The 12,466-nt window shown below is 63.3% G+C and carries 13 protein-coding genes; 3 read left to right on the top strand and 10 right to left on the bottom strand.

All coding sequences use genetic code 11. The annotated features are described in order from the left end of the window. Positions 1-2 precede the first annotated feature (2 nt). The gene (gene mpl, locus ACZ0AV_RS10025; RefSeq protein WP_499150907.1) at positions 3-1,355 is read right to left on the bottom strand and encodes a UDP-N-acetylmuramate:L-alanyl-gamma-D-glutamyl-meso-diaminopimelate ligase; all 1,353 of its coding nucleotides are present in this window, start codon (positions 1,353-1,355) and stop codon (positions 3-5) included. Between the two features lie 211 nt (positions 1,356-1,566). On the opposite strand from mpl, the gene ACZ0AV_RS10030 reads away from it, so the two are divergent. Both ACZ0AV_RS10030 and ppa read left to right on the top strand, forming a co-directional pair. Beyond that, on the top strand, positions 1,567-2,436 hold the full coding sequence (locus ACZ0AV_RS10030) for a M90 family metallopeptidase (RefSeq protein WP_499150908.1): 870 nt from the start codon (positions 1,567-1,569) through the stop codon (positions 2,434-2,436). Positions 2,437-2,473: 37 nt separating this feature from the next. After that, a complete protein-coding gene (gene ppa, locus ACZ0AV_RS10035) occupies positions 2,474-3,001 on the top strand; it encodes an inorganic diphosphatase (protein ID WP_499150909.1) in 528 nt (175 codons plus the stop codon). Positions 3,002-3,055: 54 nt separating this feature from the next. Here the strand turns inward: ppa and ACZ0AV_RS10040 are convergent, their stop codons facing one another. Together ACZ0AV_RS10040 and ACZ0AV_RS10045 are read right to left on the bottom strand one after the other, a co-directional pair. After that, positions 3,056-3,940, bottom strand: a complete 885-nt coding sequence (locus tag ACZ0AV_RS10040) for a dienelactone hydrolase family protein (RefSeq protein WP_499150910.1) — start codon at positions 3,938-3,940, stop codon at positions 3,056-3,058. A 56-nt stretch (positions 3,941-3,996) separates the two neighbouring features. Beyond that, positions 3,997-4,875: a diguanylate cyclase domain-containing protein gene (locus ACZ0AV_RS10045; protein WP_499150911.1), complete on the bottom strand. Its 879-nt coding sequence runs from the start codon at positions 4,873-4,875 to the stop codon at positions 3,997-3,999. 465 nt (positions 4,876-5,340) lie between these two features. Here ACZ0AV_RS10045 and ACZ0AV_RS10050 point away from each other — a divergent pair, with 465 nt between their 5' ends. Continuing rightward, positions 5,341-6,051: a hypothetical protein gene (locus ACZ0AV_RS10050; RefSeq protein WP_499150912.1), complete on the top strand. Its 711-nt coding sequence runs from the start codon at positions 5,341-5,343 to the stop codon at positions 6,049-6,051. Positions 6,052-6,199: 148 nt separating this feature from the next. On the opposite strand, the gene ispH is transcribed toward ACZ0AV_RS10050, so the two are convergent. From ispH to ribF, 7 genes are read right to left on the bottom strand one after another with little or no spacing between them, the layout of a single operon-like run. After that, positions 6,200-7,144, bottom strand: coding sequence for a 4-hydroxy-3-methylbut-2-enyl diphosphate reductase (gene ispH, locus ACZ0AV_RS10055; RefSeq protein ID WP_499150913.1), 945 nt, complete (start codon positions 7,142-7,144; stop codon positions 6,200-6,202). 36 nt (positions 7,145-7,180) lie between these two features. Beyond that, positions 7,181-7,456 (bottom strand): type II toxin-antitoxin system RelE/ParE family toxin, encoded by a 276-nt coding sequence (locus tag ACZ0AV_RS10060; RefSeq protein ID WP_499150914.1) that lies wholly within the window; start codon positions 7,454-7,456, stop codon positions 7,181-7,183. Then, positions 7,456-7,650: a type II toxin-antitoxin system RelB family antitoxin gene (relB, locus tag ACZ0AV_RS10065; protein WP_499150915.1), complete on the bottom strand. Its 195-nt coding sequence runs from the start codon at positions 7,648-7,650 to the stop codon at positions 7,456-7,458. The genes ACZ0AV_RS10060 and relB overlap by 1 nt, the downstream gene beginning before the upstream one ends. A gap of 48 nt (positions 7,651-7,698) precedes the next feature. Continuing rightward, positions 7,699-8,136: an FKBP-type peptidyl-prolyl cis-trans isomerase gene (locus tag ACZ0AV_RS10070; RefSeq protein ID WP_499150916.1), complete on the bottom strand. Its 438-nt coding sequence runs from the start codon at positions 8,134-8,136 to the stop codon at positions 7,699-7,701. Next, positions 8,129-8,635 (bottom strand): signal peptidase II, encoded by a 507-nt coding sequence (lspA, locus tag ACZ0AV_RS10075; protein WP_499150917.1) that lies wholly within the window; start codon positions 8,633-8,635, stop codon positions 8,129-8,131. The genes ACZ0AV_RS10070 and lspA overlap by 8 nt, the downstream gene beginning before the upstream one ends. Positions 8,636-8,665: 30 nt before the next feature. Continuing rightward, positions 8,666-11,500: an isoleucine--tRNA ligase gene (gene ileS, locus ACZ0AV_RS10080; protein ID WP_499150918.1), complete on the bottom strand. Its 2,835-nt coding sequence runs from the start codon at positions 11,498-11,500 to the stop codon at positions 8,666-8,668. Positions 11,501-11,509: 9 nt separating this feature from the next. Continuing rightward, on the bottom strand, positions 11,510-12,448 hold the full coding sequence (ribF, locus tag ACZ0AV_RS10085; RefSeq protein ID WP_499150919.1) for a bifunctional riboflavin kinase/FAD synthetase: 939 nt from the start codon (positions 12,446-12,448) through the stop codon (positions 11,510-11,512). Positions 12,449-12,466: the final 18 nt, after the last annotated feature.

Genomic DNA, 12,466 nt, shown 5'->3' on the forward strand with positions numbered 1-12,466 from the left:
GTTCATGCCTCCAACGCCACGGCCAGCTTGCCGTGCAGGCCGCCGAAGCCGCCATTGCTCATGATCACCACCTGGGTGCCCGGGCGCACCCGCGCCTTCACGCCTTCGATGATCGCTTCCAGCGAATCACAGACCTGAGTCGGGTTGGTCGCCCCGGCAACGGTAGCCGCCAGATCCCAGCCAAGGTTCGGCGGCGCATACCAGAATACCGCGTCGGCCTGCTGGGCGGACTCGGCCAGGCCGTCGCGGTGAGCACCGAGCTTCATGGAGTTGGAGCGCGGCTCGATGACCGCGATGATCTGCTCGTCGCCGACGCGCTTGCGCAGGCCGTCGAGCGTGGTAGCAATAGCCGTTGGGTGGTGGGCGAAATCATCGTAGATGGTCACGCCGCCTACCTCGGCGACCTTTTCCATACGCCGCTTGGCGTTGATGAATTGCCCCAGCGCCTCGATGCCAAGCGCTGGTACCACGCCAACATGGCGCGCCGCTGCCAGCACCGCCAGAGCATTGGCGACGTTGTGCTGGCCGGTCAGGCCCCAGTCGACCACGCCTTCGACCTTGCCGTCGAAGCTGACCTCGAAGCGCGAGCCGTCGGCGGCCAGCAGGCGTGCCTGCCACTGGCCGCCTGCGCCGGTGGTCTGCACTGGCGTCCAGCAGCCCATCTCGATGACCCGCGCCAGCGCGGTTTCGCTGGCCGGGTGAATCACCAGGCCCTCGCTGGGAATGATCCGCACCAGGTGGTGGAACTGCCGCTCGATGGCTGCCAGGTCCGGAAAGATATCCGCGTGGTCGAACTCGAGGTTGTTGAGGATCGCCGTGCGCGGGCGGTAGTGGACGAATTTGCTGCGCTTGTCGAAGAAGGCGCTGTCGTATTCGTCGGCCTCGACCACGAAGAACGGCGTGTCGCCGAGGCGCGCGGAAATACCGAAGTTCTGCGGCACACCGCCGATCAAAAAGCCCGGCGCCATGCCGGCGTGCTCCAACACCCAGGCGAGCATGCTCGAGCTGCTGGTCTTGCCGTGGGTGCCGGCCACGGCCATCACCCAGCGGCCCTGCAGTACATGGTCGGCCAGCCATTGCGGCCCGGACACGTAGGGCAAGCCCTGATTGAGCACATACTCCACGGCCGGGTTGCCGCGGCTCATGGCATTGCCTACCACCACCAGATCAGGCGCCGGCTGCAGGTGCGCGGGGTCGTAGCCCTGCATCAGCTCGATGCCCTGCGCCTCCAGCTGGGTGCTCATCGGCGGGTAGACGTTGGCATCGGAGCCGGTCACGCGGTGGCCCAGGTCCTTGGCCAGCACGGCGAGCGAGCCCATGAAAGTGCCGCAGATGCCGAGAATGTGGATATGCATGAAAACCTCGAAAACAGGCGCGCCGAAGGTCGGGCGGGCCGGGCGAAAACATCGCCGCAGATTAGCACAGCAACGCCCGCGCCCCGAGCGCTAGCGGCTGCGCCAGCCCCTCAGCCGCCGCAACATCACTCAACAGCGAGTACCGCCTGCACCCTTGCGATAAGGGCATGGCCTGCTTAAGGTGACGCCACCCTGTCATCGAGCTCCAGCCATGTGGTCGTTCAGCGCCTGGCGCCGCAAGCGCATCCTCTCCCGTCATCCGGTCAGCGACGACAGCTGGGCCGTGGTTCGCCAGCGCCTGCCGATTCTCGACGGCCTCAGTGCGCAAGAGGAGCAGCGCCTGCGCGAGCGCGCCGTACTGTTTCTGCACAACAAGCACCTGACCACCCTGCCCGGCCTGGAGCTGGACAACGACGACCGCCTGGCCCTGGCCACGCTCGCCGAATTGCCGCTGCTCGGTTTGGCCGACCTGAACTGGTACCAGGGCTTCCATGAGGTGATCCTCTACCCGGACGATTTCGTCAGCCCGCAGCGCTATCGCGACTCGGGCGGCATCGAGCACGAGTGGGACGGCGAGCACAGCGGCGAGGCCTGGCAGCAGGGCCCGGTGATTCTCGCCTGGCCCGGTGTGCAGGCCAGCGGTGGCTGGGAAGGCTACAACCTGGTGGCCCACGAACTGGCCCATAAGCTCGACATGCTCGGCGGCGACGCCAACGGCCTGCCGCCACTGCACCGCGACATGTCCATCCCGGACTGGGCGGCGGCGATGCAGCAGGCCTTCGACAGCATGAACGCCACGCTGGATGCCGACCCGGACGCGCAGACCGCACTCGACCCGTACGCCGCGGAAAACCCCGCCGAGTTCTTCGCGGTGACCAGCGAGTATTTCTTCAACGCCCCCGACCTGCTCGACGAGGCCTTCCCGGCGGTCTATACGCAGTTGCGCCTGTTCTATCGGCAAGACCCGTTGGCACGTTTACGCCGCCTGCAGGTCGAACACCCGGACTATCAGGACAGCAGCCCCGCCGAGCCCATTACGACCAATGGCTGTAATGGCAACGACGCGGGAATCCACCTATAATCCGGCCACTTTTTTGGCCCACATCAGGGAGTCACCCATGAGCTACAGCAAGGTTCCGGCCGGTAAAGACCTGCCGAATGACATCTACGTCGCTATCGAAATTCCGGCCAACCACGCGCCGATCAAATACGAAATCGATCACGACACCGACTGCCTGTTCGTCGACCGTTTCATGGCCACTCCGATGTTCTACCCGGCCAACTACGGCTTCATCCCGCACACCCTGGCCGACGACGGCGACCCCCTCGACGTGCTGGTCGTGACTCCGTACCCGGTCGCGCCAGGCTCGGTGATCCGCGCCCGTCCGGTCGGCGTGCTGCACATGACCGACGAAGCCGGTGGCGACGCCAAGCTGATCGCCGTGCCACACGACAAGCTCACCACCATCTACAAAGACGTCCAGGAATACACCGACCTGCCGCCGCTGCTGATCGAGCAGATCAAGCACTTCTTCGAGAACTACAAGGATCTCGAGAAAGGCAAATGGGTCAAGGTCGAAGGCTGGGGCAACGCAGAAGCGGCCCGCGCTGAAATCACCAAGGCGGTTGCGGCTTACCAAAAGTAAGCACAACCTGCCTTACGAAAGCCGGCCACGAGCCGGCTTTTTTGTGCCTGCGATTCAGCCGCGCGCCAGGGTGCGGGCGAAGAACGCGAGCATCTGCTGCCAGCCGTGCTCGGCCGCTTTTTCGTCATACACGGGGAAGTCCGGCTTCATCCAGCCGTGCTTGGCCGGGTAGGTTTCCGAACGAACGGTCACGCCAGCATCGCTCATGGCCTTCTCGAAGCGCGCGGCCATTTCCGCTGGGTAGCTGCCGTCATGCTCGGCCGCCGCGATATAGAGCTCAGCCTCGAGCGCGCCAGCGCAGCGGTGCGGGCTGTCATCGGCATCTGTCGCCAGGTTGCCACCGTGGAAGCTGGCAATCGCAGCGAAACGCTCGGGCCGCGAACCGCCCGCAGCGATCGCCATGCCGCCGCCCATGCAGAAGCCCACCGCGCCGATCCGCTCGCCCTGCACGTCGCTGCGCTGAGCCAGGTAGGCGAGGTAGGCATCCGTGTCGGCCGCCACCTTGGCATTGCCCGTAGTCGCCATTAGCGGTCCAAGCACTGCCCGGAAGTCGCCTTTGAAAACCTCCTTGGGATCGAACGGCCCGTAGGCGCCGTAGCGGTAATACAGATCCGGCAGCAGCACCACATAGCCCGCATCGGCCAGTCGCTGCGCCATGGCGAATTCCGCCGGGCGGATGCCGCCAGCGTCCATATAGAAGATGACCGCCGGCCCGCCCTGTCCATCAGTTGGTGTGAACACGTGTGCCGGGCACTGGCCGTCTGGTGTGGTGATGGTGGTTTGCTCGTGAGCCATGTCGATTCTCCTGTTGGATGCCTTGCACCATCGCCTGGCAACGGCGGGCATAAATGAACGGGACCAGGCATTGATCAACAATATGGCAATCGAGTGCCGGCTGATTTCAGCGGCGACGATCTTCTCAGCGACAAAAACCGTCAAGTCACCGAGGCCGCTCCGAAAAGGCATGACGAGAGGCCAGTCCCTCACTCGCGGGACTAGCCCAACGGGCCGCCATTCGATGGCAGACGCGCTCGCTTTATGCGGTACATCCGCTCGTCCGCATGGCCGAGCAGTGCATCGGCGTCCGCGCCATCTGCCGGATAGCACGCTACGCCAATGCTGCAGCTCGGCATGCACGGTGCCGTGAACTCATCGCTCAGCGGCTCGCCCAGCGCCGCGAGTATCTCCTCCACCTTCTCGGCGGCGGCCTGCGGCGTGTGTAGCTCGGTCAGCAGCACGGTGAACTCGTCACCGCCGATCCGGCCGACGGTATCGGTTTCGCGTACGCAACGTTGCAGGCGCCGAGCAATCTCGCAGAGCACCTGGTCCCCCGCTGTGTGCCCGTGGGTATCATTGATTTCCTTGAAGTCATTGATATCCAGGAACAGCAAGGCGAGCGTACTGGTATGACGATGCGCGGCGCGCAGAGCCGTTTCCAGGCGATCACGGAACAGTGCGCGGTTGGTCAGCTTGGTGAGGGGGTCATGGTGAGCGAGGAAGCGCAGTTCTTCCTCGGCATGCGCCAGCGCCGTCACATCCCGGGCAACGCCGATGCGCGCGCCGACCTCCTCGGACCAGAAGGCGGCCCAGAGGATATACACCACCCCGCCGTCCTTGCGGATGTAGCGATTGCGGAAGTCGAAGTGCGGCTGACCGTTCATGACGCGGGCAATCGAGGCCTTGGTCGCGGCCAGGTCATCAGGGTGCATGTAGCGGGTGATCAACGTGCCGGTCAGTTCGTCGGCGCGGTATCCGAGCAATGCCTCGCAGGCATCGCTGACGAATACGATGCGGTTGTCCGGATCGACCACAAAAACCGTATCCAGCATCAGATGAATCAGTTTGGGATAGAGCGCTTGAAGGTCGACAGGCATAGATCGGCAATCCGGTTCTGGAGGCTGATCATAGCCTGATGCCAACCACTGCTGGCGAGGAAGGTGTAACCCGGGAGACCGCGAGAAAACCCGGCCAGCGCCGGGCTTGTGCGCCGCCTACCAGCGGTTCTGCACCGCCCACCTCGCCGCCCCCTGTAGCACTGAGCCCCCGCTTCGCTGCCCTGCCGCAGTTCAGGTCAACCCGAGCGGGTCGGCGAGCACTTCCTTTACTCGCATTTCTCCATCGACCTCGGCATCAGTGCGCTCGGTGGAGAGCCCATATGGGCCCCAGGAATGAAGTGGCCATAGCGCTGTCATACAGGCCGTCAGATAACGTGTGTCCGCCCCGCATTTAAATCGAACTTAGGCACAAATGTGTCAGTCAGCTTCTTTCATGCGAGATGGTAATTGCAGTACTCCACCAGACTTCGGGACCCTGAATAATTAAATGCGCATCGCCAAGGAATGGTCATGATTTCTCTAGTCAAAACCCTGGTAGAAGACGGGTTTGTCCAAGGCGTCGAAGCCGACGAGACTTCATGGCGTTTGTGCGGGACACCGCTAAAGGCCGTGCTGCGCCTGCGCTACCTGAACCCGGACGACAGCGAAAGCCGCGGTATCGTGGATGTTCGTTATTTCGACGAGTCCGGCCTGTTCGGCCGATGCCGTACTGCGGGCGTGGACCGCGAACTGCGCTACGGCAGGATAATTTCCTGCCATGACATCAATAGCTCCGCTGACGTGGCGAACATCTACGAGCATCTGCTAAGCCTCTATGCAGGCACGCCCGAACACTCGTTCGATAGCGTGACCGAAAAGTACCGCGACGCGCTTCGCAGCCTCCTGTACATCATGGAAGTCAGCGGCTACCAGCAGCACCAGGTGGTCCAGGGCATTACCACGCTCTGCCAGCAATGGTCCCTCGATCAACGTATCGGCACCCTGCAGGGTGCGCGCTTCTACCTTCGTCATCGCGGCGCGGACTTCCAGGCCTTTTCCCGCACAGCGGGGAAAATCAGTTACGGCCTGGGACGAGAGCAGAAGATGGATTTCCTGAAGATAGCCACCCAGGCCGCCACTCGATTCGGCCCCACCAACCTGCTCAGCCGCGAGGCCCTGAAGTACCTCGGGGCTCTGTTCGAAAAGTCGGAAATTGCGGTAGGCAACCGCGCCTAGCGCTCAACAGCCTGATCCCGGCCCGCGCTGGTATCCCCTGACGGTGGCACACGGCCGGCCGGTGGAGGGGCACGCTGAACGCCAATTGAAGCACCCAGCATGAAAAAACCAGGGCAATGCCCTGGCCTGGCTCAGCTGCCGCGCCGTCTCACACCGCTTTGAGACGCAGTTCCTTGGGCATGGAGAAGGTGACGTTCTCCGGGCGGCCATCGAGCTCCTGAACGTTGCTGGCGCCCCACTCGCCGAGCTGATCGATCACCCCGCGTACCAGCACTTCCGGGGCCGAAGCGCCGGCGGTGATGCCGATGCCCTTGGCGCCGTCGAACCACTCGCGTTTGAGGTCGTCAGCACCGTCGATCAGGTACGCCGGGGTGCCCATGCGCTCGGCCAGCTCACGCAAGCGGTTGGAGTTGGAGCTGTTCGGGCTGCCGACCACCAGCAGCACATCGCACTCGTCGGCCAGTTGCTTGACCGCGTCCTGGCGGTTCTGGGTGGCGTAGCAGATGTCGTCCTTGCGCGGCCCGCCAATGTTGGGGAAGCGCGTGCGCAGAGCGTCGATGACCTTGCTGGTGTCGTCCATCGACAGCGTGGTTTGGGTGACGAAGGCCAGTGAATCGGGATCGCGCACCTGCAGTCTGGCGACGTCTTCTTCATCCTCGACCAAGTAGATGGCGCCGCCGTTGCTGGCGTCGTACTGGCCCATGGTGCCTTCGACTTCCGGGTGCCCGGCGTGGCCGATGAGAATGCACTCGCGGCCGTCGCGGCTGTAGCGGACCACTTCCAGGTGCACCTTGGTGACCAACGGGCAGGTGGCGTCGAACACCTTCAGGCCACGGTTGGTGGCTTCGTTGCGCACGGCCTGGGAAACGCCGTGGGCGCTGAAGATGACGATGACGTCATCGGGCACCTGATCCAGTTCTTCGACGAAGATCGCACCGCGCGAACGCAGGTCCTCGACCACGAACTTGTTGTGCACCACTTCGTGACGCACATAGATCGGCGGACCGAATACCTCGAGGGCGCGGTTGACGATCTCGATGGCACGGTCGACACCGGCGCAGAAACCGCGGGGATTGGCGAGTTTGATATGCATGATGGTTGTCTCGATTACGCGGCGCCGAACAGAGGCTCAAGGATACTGTTGGCGAGCATGAAGAACATTCACCACTTCCACAACGTCAGCGGCTACTCGGTAAACCAGTATGTAATTTGGATGTGCGATCAGCTCACGTGTTCCAGGCACCCGACCCAAACGATACAGGTAGGGATGCTCGGCCACTGGCAGCACTGCCGACTCCAGGCGCTCCTTCAACTGCCTGGCAGCCAGGGGATCTTCATTGGCGATATAGCGAATGATCTGCAAAAGATCGTCCCTGGCAGTCGCTCGCCAGACGATGGGCAGCATCAATCCCCACTCTGCTGCCGAGCCTCTGCCTCGCCAATGATGGCCTCGACATCGGACATTACCTGATCATGAGCGACCACACCGCGGGAATCCGCGAGGGACTCCTCGACCTTGCGGCGAAACCAATCGTCATGGCAGTCCGCCATTTCCTGAGTCTCGAACTCCGAAACGATGGGGGAACGCTGTACGCTCATGGCGCGGCCTCCGTGTTAGCGGGCGACAATACATTCATCCTACACGGCCTAGACCGCTTTGACCTCAATGATCTCGACATCGAACGTCAGCGTCTTTCCAGCCAGCGGGTGGTTGAAGTCGATGGTCACCTCAGCATCATCGAAGGCTTTGACCACACCGGGCAACTCGGTATTGGCGGCGTCGTTGAAGATCACCAGCAGCCCTTCCGACAGCTCCATGTCCTGGAACTGCGAGCGCGGCATGACCTGCACGTTCTGCGGGTTGGGCTGACCGAAGCCCTGCTCCGGCAGCACGGTCACGCTGCGCTTGTCGCCGGCCTTGAAGCCGTACAGCGCGGATTCGAAGCCCGGCAGCAGGTTGCCGTCGCCGACCTTGAAGGTGGCCGGCTGCTTGTCGAACGTGCTGTCGACGACATCACCATTGTCCAGCTTCAGCGCGAAATGCAGGGTCACCTGCCGATCCGGGCCGATACGTACATCAGTCACGTGCCACCTCTTCTCGCGATTTGTCGCTCTTGAACATGTCCAGCGCCAGCAGTACGGCACCCACGGTGATCGCGCTGTCGGCCAGGTTGAACGCCGGGAAATACCAGCGGTTCTGCCAGTGCACCAGAATGAAATCGACCACGTGGCCAAACACCACGCGGTCCACCAGATTGCCCAGCGCACCACCGAGCACCAGGGCCAGGCCCACGGCCAGCCAGGTTTCGCCCGGTTTCAGACGCTTGAGCCAGACGATCAGCACCACGCTGACCACCAGGGCGATCAGGCTGAACAGCCAGCGCTGCCAGCCGCCCGCACCCGCCAGGAAGCTGAAGGCGGCACCGGTGTTGTAGGCCAGCGTCCAGCTGAAGTAATCAGGGATGACCACGATGCGTTCGTACATCTGCAGGTTGTTGTCGAACCAGTACTTGGTGATCTGATCGACCACGAAGACCACCACGCTCAACCACACCCAGCCAAGTTTGCCGAAACGCGCACTCATGACTGCAGCTCCAGGGTACGGGCGGGAGGCTTATGCATAGTGGCGCACCTCGCCATTGCCATCGATGTTGTCGACACAGCGGCCACAGATCTCGGGGTGGCTGGCATGGCTGCCGACGTCGGCGCAGAAGTGCCAGCAACGGGCGCACTTGGTCAGGCCGGATTTGACGATCTTCAGCTTCAGACCGGTGACCTCGGTCTGCACCGCATCAACCGGCGCGGCGGCCAGCGGTGCCAGGCTGGCGCCGGAGGTGATCAACACGAAGCGCAGCTCGTCGCCGAGACGGGTCAGGTCGGCCACCAGCGACTCTTCGCCAAACAGGGTCACTTCGGCCTGCAGGTTGCCACCGATCAGCTTGGCGCTGCGCTGGTTTTCCAGTTCCTTGTTGACCGCGGTCTTGACCGCCATGACGCGCTCCCAGAAGGCGCGATCCAGCTCGAAACCGGCCGGCAGCTCGCTGAGGCCCTGGTACCAGGTATTGAGCATCACCGACTCGTTGCGCTCGCCCGGCAGGTACTGCCAGATTTCGTCCGCGGTGAACGACAGGATCGGCGCGATCCAGCGCACCAGGGCTTCGGCGATGTGGAACATGGCGGTCTGGCAGGAACGCCGCGCCACGCTGTCGGCGGCGGTGGTGTACTGGCGGTCCTTGATGATGTCGAGGTAGAAGCCACCCAACTCCTGCACGCAGAAGTTGTGCACTTTCTGGTACACGTTCCAGAAGCGATAGCTGGTGTAGGCCTCTTCGATCTCGCGTTGCAGCAACAGGGCGCGGTCCACGGCCCAGCGGTCCAGCGCCAGCATGTCGTCGGGAGCCAGCAGGTGCTGGGCAGGATCGAAACCGCTGAGATTGGAGAGCAGGAAGCGCGCGGTGTTACGGATACGCCGGTAGGCATCGGCGCTGCGCTGCAGGATCTGGTCGGAGACGGCCATCTCGCCCGAGTAATCGGTGGAGGCGACCCACAGACGCAGGATGTCGGCGCCCAGGCTGTCGATGACTTTCTGCGGCGCAACCACGTTGCCCAGCGACTTGGACTGCTTGCGGCCCTGCTCATCGACGGTGAAGCCGTGGGTCAGCAGTTCCTTGTACGGCGCGTGGCCGTCGATGGCGCAGCCGGTCAGCAAGGACGAATGGAACCAGCCGCGGTGCTGGTCGGAACCTTCCAGGTACAGATCGGCAGCCGGGCCGGTCGGGTGCGCCAGCTCGGCGTGGGAGCCGCGCAGCACATGCCAGTGGGTAGTACCCGAGTCGAACCACACGTCCAGGGTGTCGCGGCTCTTGTCGTACTGACCGGATTCGTCACCCAGCAGCTCGGCGGTGTCGAGCTTGAACCAGGCTTCGATGCCCTGCTGCTCGACGCGCTTGGCCACTTCTTCCATCAGTTCGGCGGTACGCGGGTGCAGCTCGCCGCTTTCCTTGTGGGTGAAGAACGGGATCGGTACGCCCCAGTTGCGCTGACGCGAGATGCACCAGTCAGGGCGGCCGGCGATCATGCTGTGCAGACGTGCCTGGCCCCAGGCGGGTACGAACTGAGTGTCTTCGATGGCCGCCAGCGAGCGCTCACGCAGGGTCGAACCCTCGTTCGGCTGCTTATCCATGCCGATGAACCACTGCGCAGTGGCGCGGTAGATCAGCGGGGTCTTGTGGCGCCAGCAGTGCATGTAGCTGTGGTTGATGGCTTCGTGCCTGAGCAGTGCACCGACTTCTTCGAGCTTGGCGACGATGTTGGCGTTGGCCTTCCAGATGAACTGGCCGCCGAAGAACGGTAGCGAATCGACGTAGACGCCGTTGCTCTGCACCGGATTGAGGATGTCGTCGTTGCTCATGCCGTAGCGCTTGCAACTGTAGAAGTCATCCTCACCGTAGGCCGGCGCGGAGTGCACGATACCGGTACCGGCACCCAGTTCGACGTAGTCGGCCAGGTAGACCGGCGACAGGCGCTCGTAGAACGGGTGACGGAAGTTGATCAGCTCCAGCTTGGCGCCTGGCGCGGTGGCGATGACCTCGCCCTGCAGGCCATAACGCTGCAGGCTGCCTTCGACCATTTCTTCGGCCAGCAGCAGCAGGCGGTCACCAACGTCCACCAGGGCGTAGTTGAATTCCGGGTGCACGTTCAGCGCCTGGTTGGCCGGAATGGTCCAGGGCGTGGTGGTCCAGATGACGATGCTGGTCGGCTTGCTCAGGCTGGCCAGGCCGAATGCGGCGGCCAGCTGGTCGGCGTCTTCGACCGGGAAGGCAACGTCGATGGCATCGGACTTCTTGTCCTGGTATTCGACCTCGGCCTCGGCCAGGGCCGAACCGCAATCGAAGCAGAAGTTGACCGGTTTCAACCCTTTGAACACGAAGCCTTTCTTGACGATCTCCGCCAGCGCGCGGATCTCGCCGGCCTCGTTGGCGAAGTTCATGGTCAGGTAGGGGTTGTTCCACTCGCCCAGCACGCCAAGGCGGATGAAGTTGCCCTTCTGCTCCTCTACCTGCTCACCGGCGTAGGTGCGGCAGCGCTCACGGGTCAGGTCAGCGGGCTGATTCTTGCCAAAGGTGGTTTCCACCTTGTGCTCGATCGGCAGGCCATGGCAATCCCAACCCGGCACGTAAGGGGCGTCGAAACCGGCGATGGTCTTGGAGCGGGTGATGATGTCCTTGAGGATCTTGTTCAGCGCATGACCGATGTGAATGCTGCCGTTCGCATAGGGCGGGCCATCGTGCAGAACGAACTTCGGCCGGTCGGCGCCAATCTCACGCAGCTTCTGATACAGACCAATGTCGTCCCAGCGTTGCAGGACCTGCGGCTCGCGTTGCGGCAGGCCGGCCTTCATCGGGAACGGGGTATCAGGAAGATTCAACGTGGCTTTATAGTCGGTCATCTCGGCTCTTCACTTAAGCGGTTGGCCCTGCCAATGGGCGCGGGCGGCGGCAATATCGGCAGCAATTGCCGTCTTCAGTGCCTCGAGTGAGGCGAAACGCTGCTCATCGCGCAGCTTGTGGTGGAATGCCACCGTCAAACGCCGGCCATACAGGTCGCCGGCAAAATCCAGCAGGTGCACCTCGAGGTGGGCGCTCCCGTCACCGGCCACGCTGGGGCGAACGCCAATGTTGGCGACGCCGGGCCATGGCCGGCCTTCTATCTCGGCGCTGACCAGGTAGACCCCGGTCAGCGGTACGCGCTTGCGCTTGAGCTGCACGTTGGCGGTCGGCGCATTCAACTGGCGGCCGAGCTTCTGCCCGTGCAGCACCCGCCCGACGATGCGAAACGGTCGCCCGAGCATCGCCTCGGCCATTTTGAAATCACCCTTGGCCAAGGCCTCGCGCACCCGTGTGCTGCTGACGCGCTGGCCATCGATCTCCACGGTCTTCGCCGCCTCGACGGTAAAGCCTTCGCGTTGCGCAGCCTCGGCCAGAAAGGCGAAATCGCCGGCACGGTCGCAGCCGAAACGAAAATCGTCCCCCACTTCCAGGTGCAGCACACCGAGGCCATCGAGCAAGATGCGCTGCACGAACTCGGCGGCGCTCAGTTCCCGAAAGCGCGGATTGAAGGCCAGGCACAGCACCCGGTCGACGCCTTCGGCAGCCAGCAGTGCCAGCTTGTCGCGCAGGCGGCTCAAGCGTGCCGGGGCACCCTGGGGGTCGAAGTATTCGCGCGGCTGCGGCTCGAACAGCACCACGCAGGCCGGCACGCCAAGTTCTGCGGCGCGCTCACGCAAACGCGCCAGAATCGCCTGGTGGCCACGATGAACGCCGTCGAAATTACCGATGGTGGCGACACAGCCCCGATGCTGGGGCCGCAGATTATGAAGGCCTCGAACCAGCTGCATAACGCGCTTCTTGCTCAC

It is taken from the genome of Pseudomonas sp. AC532 (assembly GCF_979258965.1).